This is a genomic window from Ruegeria sp. YKSF57 (genome assembly GCF_059612585.1).
This window is the reverse complement of the sequence record NZ_JBXWQW010000009.1, coordinates 1-15,038: the sequence shown is the minus strand read 5'-3', so window position 1 is coordinate 15,038 and position 15,038 is coordinate 1. Positions and strand designations below refer to the sequence as shown.

15 protein-coding genes are annotated in these 15,038 nt (G+C 58.3%); 5 read left to right on the top strand and 10 right to left on the bottom strand.

The genetic code is table 11. From position 1 onward, the window contains the following. Positions 1-97 precede the first annotated feature (97 nt). From AC2FLX_RS05465 to AC2FLX_RS05455, 3 genes are all read right to left on the bottom strand, one after another. Positions 98-586 (bottom strand): DUF2269 family protein, encoded by a 489-nt coding sequence (locus AC2FLX_RS05465; protein ID WP_496810264.1) that lies wholly within the window; start codon positions 584-586, stop codon positions 98-100. Further along, complete coding sequence (locus tag AC2FLX_RS05460) at positions 583-1,893, bottom strand: SDR family oxidoreductase (RefSeq protein ID WP_496875390.1); 1,311 nt, start codon at positions 1,891-1,893, stop codon at positions 583-585. The genes AC2FLX_RS05465 and AC2FLX_RS05460 overlap by 4 nt, the downstream gene beginning before the upstream one ends. A 98-nt stretch (positions 1,894-1,991) precedes the next feature. Then, the gene (locus AC2FLX_RS05455) at positions 1,992-2,702 is read right to left on the bottom strand and encodes a VIT1/CCC1 transporter family protein (protein WP_480748029.1); all 711 of its coding nucleotides are present in this window, start codon (positions 2,700-2,702) and stop codon (positions 1,992-1,994) included. Between the two features lie 173 nt (positions 2,703-2,875). On the opposite strand from AC2FLX_RS05455, the gene AC2FLX_RS05450 reads away from it, so the two are divergent. Further along, on the top strand, positions 2,876-3,478 hold the full coding sequence (locus tag AC2FLX_RS05450; protein ID WP_496810266.1) for a LysE family translocator: 603 nt from the start codon (positions 2,876-2,878) through the stop codon (positions 3,476-3,478). Between the two features lie 27 nt (positions 3,479-3,505). Here the strand turns inward: AC2FLX_RS05450 and AC2FLX_RS05445 are convergent, their stop codons facing one another. The 3 genes from AC2FLX_RS05445 to AC2FLX_RS05435 are packed head-to-tail and all read right to left on the bottom strand — an operon-like array spanning position 3,506 to position 6,359. Continuing rightward, positions 3,506-4,498 (bottom strand): YcjF family protein, encoded by a 993-nt coding sequence (locus AC2FLX_RS05445; protein ID WP_496810267.1) that lies wholly within the window; start codon positions 4,496-4,498, stop codon positions 3,506-3,508. Beyond that, entirely contained in the window at positions 4,495-4,947 is a 453-nt protein-coding gene (locus AC2FLX_RS05440; protein ID WP_496810268.1) for a GNAT family N-acetyltransferase, read from the bottom strand. The genes AC2FLX_RS05445 and AC2FLX_RS05440 overlap by 4 nt, the downstream gene beginning before the upstream one ends. Beyond that, positions 4,944-6,359 carry a YcjX family GTP-binding protein gene (locus tag AC2FLX_RS05435; RefSeq protein WP_480748090.1) on the bottom strand — a complete coding sequence of 472 codons (1,416 nt, stop codon included), beginning with the start codon at positions 6,357-6,359 and terminating at the stop codon, positions 4,944-4,946. Before AC2FLX_RS05435 ends, AC2FLX_RS05440 begins: the two co-directional genes overlap by 4 nt. A gap of 121 nt (positions 6,360-6,480) precedes the next feature. Here AC2FLX_RS05435 and truA point away from each other — a divergent pair, with 121 nt between their 5' ends. Further along, positions 6,481-7,251 carry a tRNA pseudouridine(38-40) synthase TruA gene (gene truA / locus AC2FLX_RS05430; protein ID WP_480748033.1) on the top strand — a complete coding sequence of 257 codons (771 nt, stop codon included), beginning with the start codon at positions 6,481-6,483 and terminating at the stop codon, positions 7,249-7,251. 52 nt (positions 7,252-7,303) lie between these two features. Here the strand turns inward: truA and AC2FLX_RS05425 are convergent, their stop codons facing one another. Beyond that, positions 7,304-8,575, bottom strand: a complete 1,272-nt coding sequence (locus AC2FLX_RS05425) for a TAXI family TRAP transporter solute-binding subunit (protein ID WP_496810269.1) — start codon at positions 8,573-8,575, stop codon at positions 7,304-7,306. 89 nt (positions 8,576-8,664) lie between these two features. After that, positions 8,665-9,525 carry a crotonase/enoyl-CoA hydratase family protein gene (locus AC2FLX_RS05420; protein WP_496745010.1) on the bottom strand — a complete coding sequence of 287 codons (861 nt, stop codon included), beginning with the start codon at positions 9,523-9,525 and terminating at the stop codon, positions 8,665-8,667. A 141-nt stretch (positions 9,526-9,666) separates the two neighbouring features. Between AC2FLX_RS05420 and AC2FLX_RS05415 the strand changes: the two genes are divergently transcribed. Then, positions 9,667-10,761 carry a CaiB/BaiF CoA transferase family protein gene (locus AC2FLX_RS05415; RefSeq protein WP_496810270.1) on the top strand — a complete coding sequence of 365 codons (1,095 nt, stop codon included), beginning with the start codon at positions 9,667-9,669 and terminating at the stop codon, positions 10,759-10,761. 60 nt (positions 10,762-10,821) lie between these two features. Here AC2FLX_RS05415 and hemE read toward each other — a convergent pair whose 3' ends face one another. After that, complete coding sequence (gene hemE / locus AC2FLX_RS05410; RefSeq protein ID WP_480748037.1) at positions 10,822-11,856, bottom strand: uroporphyrinogen decarboxylase; 1,035 nt, start codon at positions 11,854-11,856, stop codon at positions 10,822-10,824. Positions 11,857-11,962: 106 nt separating this feature from the next. Between hemE and hemC the strand changes: the two genes are divergently transcribed. Both hemC and AC2FLX_RS05400 read left to right on the top strand, forming a co-directional pair. Further along, positions 11,963-12,919 carry a hydroxymethylbilane synthase gene (hemC, locus tag AC2FLX_RS05405; protein ID WP_480748038.1) on the top strand — a complete coding sequence of 319 codons (957 nt, stop codon included), beginning with the start codon at positions 11,963-11,965 and terminating at the stop codon, positions 12,917-12,919. Between the two features lie 428 nt (positions 12,920-13,347). Continuing rightward, the gene (locus tag AC2FLX_RS05400) at positions 13,348-14,292 is read left to right on the top strand and encodes a fatty acid desaturase family protein (RefSeq protein ID WP_496810271.1); all 945 of its coding nucleotides are present in this window, start codon (positions 13,348-13,350) and stop codon (positions 14,290-14,292) included. Here AC2FLX_RS05400 and AC2FLX_RS05395 read toward each other — a convergent pair. Then, the coding region (locus AC2FLX_RS05395; RefSeq protein WP_496875389.1) for a N,N-dimethylformamidase beta subunit family domain-containing protein at positions 14,289-15,038 on the bottom strand (750 nt) is incomplete at its 5' end. The two genes, AC2FLX_RS05400 and AC2FLX_RS05395, sit on opposite strands and share 4 nt — an antisense overlap.

Sequence of the window (15,038 nt, the reverse complement as noted above, 5' to 3'; positions counted from 1 at the left end):
AGTGTTTTGCGGAAAGCCTATCCGCCAGTGCTGCTGTCACATAGTGCGGAATACCTGACGAAATCCAAACGTTGCCGCACGCCCACATTGGCATGTGTCAAAAAACCGGTACCGAAATCTCGGGCCGCGCCAGCATCAGCCAGACAATTGCCAGAACGGCTAGAAAGGCCGGAAACCCACATGCAAACCAGGTGCGGAATAACCGGTGATATCTCTGTGGAAGGGCTTGCTGCTCAGCCACCGCTCCCCGCGCCATGTCGCGCAATTGCACCTGAATCCAAACGACGGGCAGCCAGAACGCGCCGGTCACGACGTACAATACGAGGGCCAGCAGAAGCCAACCTTCGATCAAGCCCCATCCCAAACGCCAAGCCAGCAGCATGCCGGTGACCGGCTGCAAAATGACAGCCGTCGTGGTAAAGACAAGATCCGCCAGCACCACCACCCCCGTGGTATGGGCAATGATCTTCGGATCGTCGCTGCGATGTGCCATCAGCATGAAAAACGCGATCCCGGCACCGGTTCCGAGAAGGACACAGGCACCGATCACGTGCAGCCATCGCAGGATAAGATCGGGATCTGTCATCTGCTCTCCAAAAGCTGGTGGGCCAGAAGGGAAAGGAACATGGCCGGCAATATCTTGACCAGTGGCCCCAATGGGTCGACCCATAATTCCGGGGTCACCACGGACGCCGCAACCAGATAAAACGCTGCAACCGCAACCTGTACAAGACAGGCCCATGCAGCCCAGGACCTCCACAGGATCGCCAGTCCCAAGCCGATATCAACCAGCGACCAGAACACCACGCTGACCTTTGCCATCCAGTGTGACCAGTTCGCCGAGATGAGCACCGCACTTGCCTCGTTCAAGCCGATTAGACCGAACACCCCAGACAACACCCAGAACAAGCTGAGCACCGCCACGACGAGCGGCATGAGCAATGACATCCGCGCGGCAAGCCTGTGTTCCCGGGCGCATTCCAGTCCGGCATAAATCTCTGGCAGAGCGACCAAATGGCGCCCGCTGGCCTGCCGGTACGTGGCGGCATTCCCCTCGACTCCGGTTTCCATGACGAAAAGCGCCGTGGTTCGAAGCGGAGACCTCCATCCCAACACCCCCAACCCATCTGCGATCCGTCCGACAAGCCGTGTAATTACAATTGGAACATTCAAAGAGAACAAAGCAGGCCGAAACCCCAGCCATTCACGGGTCTGCCGTATGAGCTCTGCCAGCGACTGCGCCTGATCTTCGACCAACTCATACTCTCCATGCGGCAACTCGCCAGAGACAGCTTCAAGGACCACACGGCACAAATCCTCCATCCCCACCGATTGCACCGGTGTCGCGGGTTGGGCCAATGGCTGGAAAAATGGCACGGCGGCCAGCATCCGCAGCAGCCCCGTACCGCCAAAAGCAGTTTGCCCAATCACCAGCCCCGGCTTCAGCACCCAGAGCGGCGCACCACTACGGCGCAACGCGGCATCACCTTCTGCCTTGGTTCGCATGAAGGCGGTGTCGGACGTCGCTTCAGCCCCAATGGCGGAGATTTGTACAATTGCTATTCCACTCTTGGCACAAACTTTGCCAAGTGCGGCAACCGCATGATGATGGACCGCGGCAAGATCATCCTGAGCGCCGTCCTGCAATGCGCCAGCGCAATTCACGACAATGTCGACATCATTCAGGGCAAGCGACCAGTTTTCAGGCTCCGTCATTTGACGCAAGTCACCATCAATGATGCTGCATCCGGACAAGACCTTATCAGCCAATCGCACCGATCTGACCATTCCGCGAACAGCATATCCACCCTGGACCAGAGCACGGACAACCGATGCGCCAATGAAACCGTATGCTCCCAGGACCAAAACCGTCTTGGTATCAGCATGCTGCATTGTCATGGCATCCTTGGGCAACGCATCGAAGTGGCAACTCTACCTGCCCGAGGTGCACGCGCCAGTGGCAGACACGTTTCTGCGACAAACTATCGTGTCTAGGTCTGAAAAAGGGTTCCAACGAAATAGGCGATCCCTGCGGCCACTCCACCGATGAGAAGTGTCTCACCGCCCGAGTGCCACCAAGGGGCCAGCGACCAGCGGCTCTTCAATGCGCCTATCGTAAAGAATACACCCATCGTCATCCAAGCCGACAATGCAAAGGCGTGATCCAGCCCGAACAGGAACGGCAACAGCGGCACCATTCCAGCGACGAGAAAAGCCATGAAGGTTGCGATGGCCGCCTTCAAGGGATGCGGATCGATAGTTCCCAGCCCATACTCGCCCTCCAGCATCAGGCTGATCCAGCTTTCCTGATCCGCAGTTACGGCGCCTGTTGCTTCTTCCAAAACCGGACCTGACAGGCCCTTCTGAGCCAGAATCGCACGCACTTCGCGGCGCTCGCCGTCAGGGTAGAGTTCGATATGGCGCTCTTCGATCGCCCGGATGCGGCGGATGTTGTCCAACTCGGCTTTTGTGCCCGAATAATTGCCTGCCGCCATCGAGAATCCGTCAGCGAGCACATTGGCAAGGCCAAGTGCTACGATTACGAACGGCGACAAGCCCGCGCCCGCGACACCGGCGACGATAGCGAATGTCGTCACCGAACCGTCTATGCCGCCATAGACGATATCTCGCAACACGCCACGCCCGGGCGGAGCGCTTATCCGTTCGGCGATTTCTTCGTGGCTGTGACCGTGATCCGGCATTGTTTACCCTCTGCTTGTTTCTAATCTTGGACGATGCGACGGGCGGCGGCCTTGCGTCAGATCAAGCCTTTCCGCGACACCTCTCTTGGCGGGTCGACGTCGGATCACTTACATAGACCGAAACGAAACTGGTGGACTCGATGGAAATCGCAATTTCCTTGGGAACTTTCTTAATGGTGAACGTTCTGGCGTGGATTACACCCGGCCCAAACATGTTCGCGGTCATGAGCGCCTCCCTGACACACGGTCGCAAACACGGTGTCATGACCGGGTTTGGCATGGCCAGCGCCGCCTATCTTTGGGCCTTGTCCGCAGTTCTGGGCGTAGCGCTTGTGTTCGAACAGTTCCCCAAGGCGGTTGTCGCACTCAAACTGGCAGGGGCCGCCTATCTGGTCTGGCTGGGGGTCAAGTCGCTGAACTCGGCCTTCGGAAACACCGGCTCGAAGACAGCGCCTCAAATCCAAGCACGCAGACTTTCTCGATCATTTCGAACCGGGTTCATTGTCAGCATAACAAATCCAAAGGCCGCACTTTTCTACGGTGCCATCATGACCGCGGTTATTCCAGCGTCATCACCTAACTGGTTTCTCGGCGGTATCGTCGTACTTTGCGGATTGCTTGCGGCGGCGTTGCACGCGGTGACCGCGACGGTCTTTTCGACCGAGACCGCCATCGCCGCATTCCGAAATGCAAAACGGTGGATTTCGGGAGCCTTGGGTCTCATGTTCATCGGGTTTGGTGGAGCGCTCGCCTTTGCTGCCTTGCGGCGCTCATAGGCAAGGAAATCAACCTAAGTGCCGGGATCATCCCTTTTTAAACAGCCCCGTCAGAGCACGTTTGACGATAGCCCGTGTCGAAGGTTTGTGCCGGAAGGAAAACGGCAATGGGCGACACACTTCCATTGCGGCCACGCCAACGCGGGCACTGAGCGCGCCATTGACCAGCCCCTCGCCAAATCGCCGGGACAGTTTGCTGAGGATAGACCCACCCAGAACCGGCTCTAGCAGATCATCACCCACCGCAACCGCCCCGGTCGCAACCAGGTGCACGAAAACGGCACGGGTCAACCGCCAACTACCCAAGACCCCTGCCCGGCCACCATAGATTTCAGCGATGCGGCGGATCATACGTAGCGATGCGCCCAAAGCAGTCGCCACGTCGGCCAAAGCCAAGGGAACCAGTGCAGTGACGGTAGCAACCTGCCGTGCCGCGGCTTCGACCTCACGGCTGGCTGCCGCATCCAGCGGGGCCAACAACTCGTCTTCGGCCAGCGCGAGCAACGCTGACGCGTCAAACATGTCGCCTTTGCGTTCGTTCAGCCGTTCCAGCCCCCAACGTGTGTCTTCGCGGCCCCTGTAGAAAACGGCCAGTCTGCCGATCACCGCCCGCGCTTTCCCTAGATCACCCTCAGCCAGAGCCACGTCGGCGGACCGTTTCAGACTATCGACACTGGCAAGCCGTCCAATCGCCGCAACTTCCCTGAGACCAATGAGCAACACAACGAGAACCAAGGCTCCAATCAGAGCCGTCACCGCCCATCCAAGCATCGGCGCACGCGCCACCAGCGATGAAACGAAATCCCAAGCCGCGACAGATACCACCGCCCCGACCAACGCCCCTGCAAGCCCCCAGAACCATTTTGCCAGTCCAGAAGGCTTGCGTGTAGCAACACGGGCGACGGTTTGCATTGCCTTGCCTTTTGGAACCTGCAAGTCTGGTACGTCTGGCGCTTGCGCCACATTTGGCACGGGCGTTTTTTCGTCTGAAAGATCGATCAAAACCGGACCATTGGTCATCCGGGATATCCTTTCTTTTTCCAGACATAAGTGATGTCGGGCAGGTTTTCATCGTTGGCCGAGCCATCGCCATACCCAGCCTCGACAAATCCGTTACGTTCGTAAAATCGTCGTGCCCGGGCGTTGGCCTCGAATGCCTTCAGGACCAGGTAACCCCGCCGTACCTTTGCATCCTCCAGCAACTTCTGTCCGACCCGCTGTCCTCTGGCCGGTTCACTCAGATAGAGCGCGCAGATTTCTGCTCCGTCCCGAGCAAGAAATCCGACAACTCCATCCTCGCCTTCGGCAACAGTCACCCAACCCCGATCGATCATGGCCCCGCAGAACGCGATCGTTTCCGCCAGCGAATGGAGTTTGGGCATCCAATCATTCTCGCGCGCGAATCCGTACAGGATTTTGCCGGTCTTACCGGCATCCGTACTGCGCGCTGGTCGAAGGATCGCGTTCAAAGCTTGCCTCCGATCAAGAATTGCGCTGCCCGGTCCAGCCGTATGTGCGGTGGGCCGACACCGGGCTTTCCGTCAATAGGCGCCGGCGCAAAAGCCATGGTGCCGTATTCGCCCTCCAGCCATGCCTCTGCGCCATCGCGTGCTGGCACCAACAACTGCGCGGGATCTTCGGGCAAGCGCCCCGGATAGAACGCCGCCTGTTTGCCGGTTTCCAGCAATGCACCCCGAACACAGGGCAAGTCTTGCCCATTGTGGCGACGCATCTCTTCGGTGGTCACGCGCAGGGCAGCAATCGACAGGGCCGACGTTTCGGCCCCGGCAAACCGGGCGCGGTTTCGGGCCTCGCGAGTCAATGCCTCCATGATCGCGGTCAGGTGCTGGTGCTGCAGATGGTGCAGGTGATCGGCTTTAGTAGCGGCAAAAAGAACCTTTTCGATCCGCTTACCCAGCAAAAGCCCGCTCAGCCAGGCGTTCCGACCGGGCCGAAAGGCCGACAGGATGTCAGCCATCGCACGGCGCATGTCTTCGACTGCTTTCGGGCCCTTGTGGATTGCGCCCAAGACATCGACCAAAACCACCTGACGGTCGATACGGGCGAAATGGTCCCGAAAGAACGGCTTGACCACTTGTGACTTGTAAGCTTCGTATCGCCGCTCCATCTCACGATGCAAAGTCCGCCGCCGCGAAGGACTCGACACCGGGAGAGGTGCGAATGTCAGGACCGGAGAGCCCGCCAAATCACCGGGCAACAAAAACCGCCCCGGAGTACAGTCGTAAAACCCAGCCTCCCGTGCGGCGTTGAGATATCCCGTAAATGATTTTGCCAGACCCTGCGCCACCTGTTCGTCAAGTGTGGCTCCCGGATCGGTGCTTTTTAACTGCGCCAGAAACGCTTGCGCCTGTGGTCGTGCCGCGACCCCTGTCAAAACCTCACCAGACCACTCGGCATAGGTTTTGTCCAACAAACCCAGGTCCAGCAGCCACTCCCCAGGATAGTCGACGATGTCCAGATGCACGGTGCGTGGCGATTTGAACCCTGACAGCAACCCACCCGGCTGCACGCGTAGCGACAAACGCAATTCCGACACTGCGCGGGTGCTTTCGGGCCAGCGAGGTACAGGCCCGGTCAGCGCCCCTAGATGAGTTTCATAGTCAAAGCGCGGCACCGTGTCATCGGGTTGCGGTTGCAGATATGCGGCAACGATCCTGCCCTCCTGCTCTGCCGTCAGCCCGTGCATCCGCCCTCGATCCAGCAGGTTGGCCACAAGCGAGGTAATGAACACCGTCTTGCCCGAGCGTGCCAGCCCCGTCACCCCCAGCCGGATCACCGGTTCGAACAAGGTTTCGGACACACGGTCGCCCACGGTTTCCACACCGCGCATGATATTGTCTGCCAGAGTCGAAATGACCAATACGCTGCCTCTCTCACGACTTGCCGCAAGATAGGCACGTCCGTGCAGGGTTACCAGTGCAACACAGAACGGCAGACCTCCCCACTGGACTTGTCCGCCTCTCCGGGCTACCAGCGCGGCCATGCCACGTTATGCATTGAAAGTCGAATATCACGGCGCCCCATTTGCCGGTTGGCAGCGCCAAAAAGAGCTGCCCTCGGTTCAGGGAGCAATCGAGGATGCGCTGGCCAAGCTCGAACCCGGCCCTCACACAATTGCTGCGGCCGGCCGCACCGACGCAGGCGTTCACGCCCTTGGTCAGGTCGCCCATTGCGATCTGGCAAAGGACTGGGACCCTTTCCGTTTGTCTGAAGCGCTGAATTATCACCTCAAGCCGGAACCAGTCGCAATTCTTCAGGCCTCTCAAGTCGCGGACGACTGGCACGCGCGCTTTTCGGCGGTCGAGCGGCAATACCTATTTCGTATTCTGATCCGACGCGCTCCGGCCACACATGACAAAGGGCAGGTCTGGCGGATCGGTCATCCACTCGACGTATCAACGATGCAGGCAGCCGCAGACATGTTGATCGGGCGGCACGATTTCACCACGTTCCGGTCCTCGATTTGTCAGTCTGCCAGCCCCGTCAAGTCCCTGGACGAGTTTCGCGTCGAAGCGGTCGATGGCTTTTCCGGACCGGAAATCCATTTCCACGTCCGAGCACGTTCCTTTCTCCACAACCAGGTGCGTAGTTTTGTGGGCACACTTGAACGGGTCGGAGCAGGCGCGTGGTCACCCGAGGACGTCTATTTGGCTCTCAAGGCCGTAGACCGGGCTGCCTGCGGTCCGGTTTGCCCACCGCAAGGCCTGTATCTTGCACGCGTCGGTTACCCGGTCGATCCCTTCCGGAGGTGAAGTTGTGTTTTATGACGGACAAAAATCAACTGTTTTTCGGGACAAAACGATTTCAAATCTTTTTGCCAGCAGCTTTCCGTCGCAATAAAATCATCTCATTCACCCGTTTTTGAATGAGTTCCAGATGCAGGCGGGCATCATATTGTCCCTGTCTGTAGGCGGCTGGAAGCCGAAGCGTAGCAAAGCGGTTGTCCAGATCGACCAACTGCGTTTGCATCGCCTCAAGTTTTGACAATTCAGGTTCCTCGGACAACTCTTCTTCGATCTGCCTTATCTCGGGATAGTGCTGCCAAACCCGCCAACGCTGAACATAAGCATAAGCGCGAGGCAGCATCCGCAACAATGGAACAACAATGAAGAAGAATGGCAGGAACAGCAGAAGCACACGATTGACCTGAGCAGCTATCCAATAGGGCAACCAATCGTGCCATGTAGACGGGCCTTCCTGTATCAATTGCCGTGCGGTGTTGTTGGCTTTCAATCCGGTCCCTTCGATCGACGGGAACATGCCCGGGTCGGTTATGATCCCACGTTTTCGATGCACTTCTATCGCGGCGGTGGTAAGGCGGTTTATCAGGGCGGGATGCAAATCAGGCTCGACAACCAACCGCGCTTCCAAAGCTATGAATTCACGAGGTCCAGGCGGAAGCACAGGATCCAAAGACATGCCTCCTGTCGGAACCGTTACGACACTGGCATATTCCAGTCTGCGCGAAATGGCTTGGACATGTTCGACTGGCAGGAACCTTAACTCGGATTGCTCATATGCCCGCTTTAGATAGGGCGCATCGATCGGCGCGACAAACACGGCAATATCAATTTCATCGTTGATCAAAGCATCAATTGCCTCGGCATATCCGATTTCGAAGTGCGTGTTATCTTCTCGCGATAAATCTACCGCTCTTTCAAAGTCACGAAAGGCGGCCTCGGTTCCTGATCCATACACACCGCTGTTTATACGCAAACCTTTCCATTCAGCAGGGTTGCGCGGAATGATCGCATCAGCGCGCCCGAGGAACACCATTGGCTCAAAGAATACGGCTCCAATCGCCTCGATCCTGTCATCTTCGATCGGGATGCCACCTTGCAGGAAACCCGCATCCACCGCTCCCTGCGACAGCAGGCGTGCGTTTTCAACAGACCCGGCAGTCCGCAAGATTTCAAGCCGAATGCCATCTTTGGCAAGACGATCCGCATAGGTCTTGGCGATACTCTCATATGACCCGCCTTCGGGGCCTGCAGCGAATTTGAATGAGGAAGGCGGGTGAAGCCGCGTATATATGAGGGCAAGCGCAATCGCGATGACGCAGCCGAAAAAAAACAACCAGGCTCTCAATGCCGCTCCCCCCAGAAATGTGCATGAGATGTTGCAAGAATTCAGGCTAGTCTCGAATTCTTTTCAGAACAAGTCTGCTACCTGTTGCGCTTGGGAAGTTCGAAATTCCCGGTCCAGTCCCACGTCCCTTCGTCACGCTCTGCCACCGCCTGTTTCCAACCCACATCTTCGGCGCGCGCCTTGAAGTTTATGCCTTCGGGTGAATGCCGGGTAATACCGTCAAAAATCGTCGCCAGCCGCTGTGTCTGCATCAGTCCCGTCTGTTCGATGGCCTGGTTTATCACCAGTTTCTGCATCGCCAGTTGGTTGATCGGAACCGCCGCCATCCGTGCTGCCAGTTCCTCGACCGCGTCATCCAACTCATCTGCCGGAACCGCCCTTAGTACGAGGCCCATGTCGGCGGCTTCGCGACCCGAAATCTTGTCCCCGGTGAACAGCATCCGCTTGGCTCGCTCTACCCCCAGGCGATAAACCCACATGGCAGTCGTCGGACAGCCCCAGACACGCGCAGGCATGTATCCGATCTGCGCATCTTCGGCCATGATGGTCAGATCGGCACACAGCGCGATATCAGACCCACCTGCAACCGCGTACCCATGCACTTTGCAGATCACTGGCTTCATAGCACGCCAGAGCGACATGAAATGCTGTGTGTTGCGCCACATAAAACGATAATCCTTGATCGGGTCCCAGGGCATTGGCTGCGTCACCTCTCCAGAACCATTGCCTTCGGCATAAAAGGCCAGATCATAGCCCGAGCAAAAGGCGCGACCCCGTCCGGACAAAATCATGACGTGCACCTCCGGATCGGCGTCTGCCTGCGACACTGCGGCCTCCAGTTCCACCGGCAATTCATCATTGATCGCGTTCAATACTTCTGGGCGATTCAGGGCAATTCGCGCGATACGGCCATCCTTTTCATAGTCGACAACTGGCATGGCACACTCCTCCTCAGAGCCCAGAAAAGCACAGGCCAACAATTGCGCATAGAGCACTCTGTCAGGACGTCACGTCGCATGAACAACCCCTTGCAATCCCCCGGCCACACCTGAACCTTGTTGCCAAACGGAGAGCATCGCATGTTGAACGGCATTCGCATCATCGAATTCGAAGGGCTCGGTCCTGCCCCATTCGCAGCCATGCTGCTCGCCGATCTCGGTGCAGACGTAGTCACCGTGCACCGCAAGGGCGGCCCGGTCACGCCTGGAATGCCGGAACGTTCGCTGCTCGACCGGGGCAAGCGGTCCATCGCGCTGGATCTCAAAAGCGCCACAGACAATGAAACCGCGCAACGCCTTATTGCCACCGCCGATGCGCTGATCGAGGGTTTCCGACCCGGCGTGATGGAAAAACTGGACCTAGGCCCCGAAGCTTGTCATGCACTAAACCCCAAACTCGTCTACGGACGCATGACCGGTTGGGGGCAGGACGGTCCTTTGGCTCAACAGGCGGGCCACGACCTGAACTATATTTCTCTGTCGGGTGCGCTTTGGTACGGGTCAAACCCCGGCGATGCGCCGCAGACACCGGCAACTCTTCTCGGTGATATCGGAGGCGGTGCGATGTACCTAGTGACCGGCCTGCTAGCGGGTTTACTCAATGCTCGCGTCAACGGGTGTGGAACAGTGGTCGACGCCGCAATTTATGACGGCTCGGCCCACATGATGAACCTGCTCATGAGTTTGTCGCAAACCGGAAACCTGTCCGAGACACGCGGGGAAAGCTTGCTTGACGGCCCCCACTGGAGCCGCACCTATGCATGTTCGGATGGCGGTTATGTGACGGTGCAATGCCTTGAACCGAAGTTTTACACACTCTTCCTCGAACGCATGGGCCTCGCAGAAGATCCAGATTTCCTCAAGCAATTTGACAGACCCGCGTGGCCGACCCTTACCTCGCGACTGGCCGAAATCTTCTTGGAAAAACCGCGCGATCATTGGGCCGGGCTGTTTCTGGGCACAGACGCCTGCGTCGCTCCGGTTCTCAGCCCCGCCGAGGCGGCTCGCCACGAAATGAACGCGTCCCGCGAGACCTGGGTAACCCAAAACGGCATCTTCCAGGCCGCCTGCGCCCCCCGTTTTTCAAACCACGACTGGACTCCGCTACCCAGCCCGCTACGCGGCGAACACACGGACGAAATCCTCGGCGAACTCTCAGCTTTGGACAGGAACTGACTTGGTGCTTCTTTCTGGTCTGAAATACCCCGGGGAGCGCGAGGGGTTGGCCCCTCGCCCCTAACGCCCGCGCACCGTATCGATCATGATCTGAACATTTTCCGGATCAGCATCCGGCGTGATCCCGTGGCCCAGATTGAAGATGTGGGGCCCATTGGAAAAGGCCGCGACGATTCGGCGAGTCTCGTCAATCAACGCCTGCCCGCCGGTCACCATATGCGACGAGGCCAGATTCCCTTGCACGCATCCATCGACCTGAACGTGCTCTGCGGCCCATTCCGGCGTCACCGAGTTATCGAGAGCCACACAGTCCACGCCCGTGGTTTTGGCAAAGCCAACATACCCGTCACCGGCTTCTCGCGGAAACCCGATGACAGGAATACCCGGGTGGCGCGCCTTCAGGGCCTGCGTGATCACCCGACAAGGTTCGACTGCGTATTTGGCGAACGCCTCTCCGTTCAACGATCCCGCCCAGCTATCAAAGATTTTGACAACCTCGGCACCGGCTTCGATCTGGGCAGACAGATACTCGATCGTGGCCGCTGTGATCCGCTTGATCAAGGCGTCAAACAGTGCTGGATTGCCCTCGCGCAAGGCATGCGCCGGTCCTTGATCGGGCGTACCCCGACCGGCGATCATATAAGTGGCGACAGTCCATGGTGCACCCGCAAATCCAATCAGCGTGGTTTCCGACGGCAATTCGCGCGACAGTATTCGAACGGTTTCATAAATCGGGTTCAGAGTCTCGTGAACAGCTTCAACCGGTTTCAACACATCGAAATCGGCCTGGCTTTGAATCGTTGACAATCGCGGCCCCTCGCCGGTTACGAACCACAGATCGGCCCCGAGCGCCTGCGGCACCAGCAGAATATCGGCAAACAGGATCGCCGCATCAAACCCATAGCGGCGGATCGGTTGCAACGTCACCTCGGCCGCCAGATCGGGTGTATAGCACAGCCGCAAGAAATCACCTGCCTGTTCCCGGGTGGCGCGGTATTCCGGCAGGTACCGCCCTGCCTGGCGCATCATCCAGATCGGCGGAACCTTTTGAACTTCGCCCGCCAGCGCCCGCAGCAATGTTTTTGTTTCGGCCATGCTCGCCCCCAAAAATCCGATTTCCGTCACGGGTCCGCCTTCGGCGGCAATTTGTCAAGCTCTGCCCCCATTGTCAGGGCAATGTGACGCGACTAAAGCTGACCCCATGATTTCGAACTTACCCTCCCCCGCTTCGCCGCTGAAGATCGGCACCCGTGGTTCGCCGCTGGCGCTGGCCCAAGCCCATGAAACCCGCAATCGGCTGAGCGAGGCGTTCGACCTGCCCAAAGACGCGTTCGAGATCGTGGTCATCAAGACCACCGGCGACAACCGTGCCATGATCGACGCCGACCGTCCGCTGAAAGAGATTGGCAACAAGGGTCTGTTCACCAAGGAAATAGAAGAGGCTATGTTGCAGGGCTCAATCGACATCGCCGTTCACTCGACCAAGGATATGCCGGTCGAACAACCCCACGGTCTGGTGCTCGATACATTCCTGCCGCGCGAGGACGTGCGGGACGCGTTCATCTCTCCGTCGCTCGCATCGATCCACGATCTGCCCCAGGGAGCTGTCGTCGGAACTTCGTCACTGCGCCGCCGGGCACAGCTTCTGAATCGCCGCCCCGATCTGAAGGTAGTGGAATTTCGGGGCAACGTGCAGACCCGGTTGAAAAAACTGGCCGAAGGCGTTGCTGACTGCACATTTCTTGCCATGGCCGGTATTCGGCGGCTGGACATGACCGATGTTCCCGCGACCGCAATTTCTCCCAATGACATGCTGCCCGCCATCGCGCAGGGTACGATCGGGATCGAACGACGCGCAGATGACCTCCGCGCCGCCGAGATGCTTGAGGCGATTCACCACGCAGAAACCGGCCAAAGACTGGCTGCTGAACGCGCATTGCTGGCCGCGCTCGACGGCTCGTGCGAAACACCAATTGCCGGTTTGGCTGAATTGCGGGGCGCCAATCTTCGTCTGCGCGGCGAAGTCCTCAGGCCAGACGGTTCTGAATCGATTGCTGATGATGTCACCGGACCTGTCGAAGACGGCAGCGAGATGGGTCGTGCCATGGCAAGTCGCCTTCTGGACCAGGCTGGCCAAGGCTTTTTCGACTGGCGCTGAAAGAAATTTTAAAAAAATCCACCGATTGTGATCTGGTTCACTTACGCAACCACAGGTTTCGGGCAAATCTACCCTCAGCCAGATTGGCAACATGAGGGGGGCAAACCCGATGAAGATCAGAGCACATGGCGGAAAGCTACTGAACGCTCTGGGCTTAGAGGGGGTTGGGTTAATCCTTGTGGGACTGGTGGGGCAGTCGCAAACGATTTGCACGCACCAGAGGCTGTAATGGCTGCAGCCGCGTCAGGGGCCACGATTTTTGTGTGGGTCTGTGCAGGGTTCCGCGGGCCGGGTGGCTCCGGGGAACGTTGTCGCAAACCAATGGTTAACGAGTGCCTATGACGCGGCTGCCGACGCAGTAGTGACGCTGCGGCGAAATTGACAGGCGCAGCCCGAATCTGAGACGTTTCCGACCGGGAGGCGCCGTGATGACACCCGGAAAGGCCTATCTGACTACCGAAGAGATTCGTCCTCTGGCGCAACGCTCAGATCGCATGGGTGTGTGTCTGGTGGTTCATTGCTGGGGAACAATCGCGGCGGCGCTGATTGTTTTTGCACTTTGGCCGAACCCTCTGACTTTCCTACTTGCCGTGGTTGTCATCGGATCGCGCCAACTTGGGCTGGCGATTTTGATGCACGATGCAGCCCACAATGCCTTGTTCCGCAACAAGCGTTTGAACGAATTGGTCGGCGAGTGGCTGTGCGGCAGGCCTATTCTGGCGGAGCTTGAGGCTTATCGTCACTATCACCTTACCCATCATCGCTTTACCCAAACCGAAAAAGACCCCGATCTGGTCCTGTCCTCAAAGTTTCCGACCTCACATGCCTCGATGCGGCGTAAGTTCACACGCGACCTGACAGGGCGAACGGGGTTGAAACAGCTTTGGGGCCAGATCGTGATGTCGTTTCGACTTGCGGGGGACAAGGATGCCGTCGAAGCGGCGGCCTCGGATTTCGCCCAAAGCTTCAATGCGGCCCAACTTTGGAAATCCCTCCCAATTTTTCTGGGCATCATGTTCGTCATGGGGCTGGCGGGCCAGTGGTGGTGGGGACTTGCCTTCTGGTTGCTACCCTATCTCACATGGTTTCAGTTCGTCTTGCGCATCCGCAACATCGCGGAACACGGAGCGACCGAAAAATCAGAAAACCCGTTGCAAAACGTCCGCACAACCTTTGCCGGTCCAGTAGCGCGATTGCTGGTGGCCCCCTATTGGGTCAACTACCATCTGGAACATCACATGATCATGCATGTGCCCTGTTACAACTTGCCAAAACTGCACAAATTGCTGCTCGGCAAAGGACTGGGTCACAGAATGCGCACAGCACCCAGTTACGGGCACGCACTGCGTGAAGCAGGGTGGCGTTCAGGCTAGGCGGCGGGCGTACCAAAGCGGTCAAGCACGTTGCGCGTAACGCATTCGACCTGCCAGTCTTGGCGCGCAAGGCCCATGACCCACTCGCAGGTGGCGGCGTTGAATACCGCCCCCTGACCGCGTTCCCAATACACGATCACCCCGTTTCCGCGCACTGCCCGGTCCAGAGTTTTGTCACTAAGCTCCCCAAACATGGCAAGCGCTTTGAACGCGGCATCGTCGGAACCGATGTAAATCGTCTCACCCCATACACCATGTTCCGGTTCCACATTCGTAGCCAGACCCATCGCGATGATCTCGACGCTTTGATCGGTGCCGTCTGCACCGGTTGGAAATGGCAACCCATCCTCCATCCGATAGTCCAGCCCATCGACCTCATAGCCAAAGATGCGCGATCCGGCCCCCAGTACGTCGCCATAGCCAAGTTGGGTACCCTCCAGCGCCCAGTGTCCAGGTCGGTAGGTAGTGAACCCGCCGCTGCCCTGCCCTGCGCACCGCCCCAGACCCGCATAAACCCCCATCAACCCGTTCGCCCCGAATGTTTGTGATCCGGGCCATTTCACTGGCGCAGCCTCCCACGCGCCGGTCACCAGAACCTCTTGATCGGTGCCCATAACCGGGTCGCAGTCACGCGCGGTGTATTTGTAGCAGATCTGCCTTCTTCCTTCGTCCTCGATCCGGGTCTGCCACAGGAAGTTACCCGCGAACCGGGCGACGTTGCCGCCGCGTTCGACAAACCGGTCCAC

Excerpts from the sequence above, each read along its gene's own strand:
- hemE (WP_480748037.1), bottom strand. The coding sequence starts at position 11,856 with ATGGCCGAAACAAAAACATTGCTGCGGGCGCTGGCGGGCGAAGTTCAA.
- AC2FLX_RS05460 (WP_496875390.1), bottom strand. The coding sequence starts at position 1,893 with ATGCAGCATGCTGATACCAAGACGGTTTTGGTCCTGGGAGCATACGGT.
- truA (WP_480748033.1), top strand. The coding sequence starts at position 6,481 with ATGCCACGTTATGCATTGAAAGTCGAATATCACGGCGCCCCATTTGCC.
- AC2FLX_RS05465 (WP_496810264.1), bottom strand. The coding sequence starts at position 586 with ATGACAGATCCCGATCTTATCCTGCGATGGCTGCACGTGATCGGTGCC.
- hemC (WP_480748038.1), top strand. The coding sequence starts at position 11,963 with ATGATTTCGAACTTACCCTCCCCCGCTTCGCCGCTGAAGATCGGCACC.
- AC2FLX_RS05455 (WP_480748029.1), bottom strand. The coding sequence starts at position 2,702 with ATGCCGGATCACGGTCACAGCCACGAAGAAATCGCCGAACGGATAAGC.
- AC2FLX_RS05445 (WP_496810267.1), bottom strand. The coding sequence starts at position 4,498 with ATGACCAATGGTCCGGTTTTGATCGATCTTTCAGACGAAAAAACGCCC.
- AC2FLX_RS05450 (WP_496810266.1), top strand. The coding sequence starts at position 2,876 with ATGGTGAACGTTCTGGCGTGGATTACACCCGGCCCAAACATGTTCGCG.
- AC2FLX_RS05415 (WP_496810270.1), top strand. The coding sequence starts at position 9,667 with ATGTTGAACGGCATTCGCATCATCGAATTCGAAGGGCTCGGTCCTGCC.
- AC2FLX_RS05400 (WP_496810271.1), top strand. The coding sequence starts at position 13,348 with ATGACACCCGGAAAGGCCTATCTGACTACCGAAGAGATTCGTCCTCTG.
- AC2FLX_RS05420 (WP_496745010.1), bottom strand. The coding sequence starts at position 9,525 with ATGCCAGTTGTCGACTATGAAAAGGATGGCCGTATCGCGCGAATTGCC.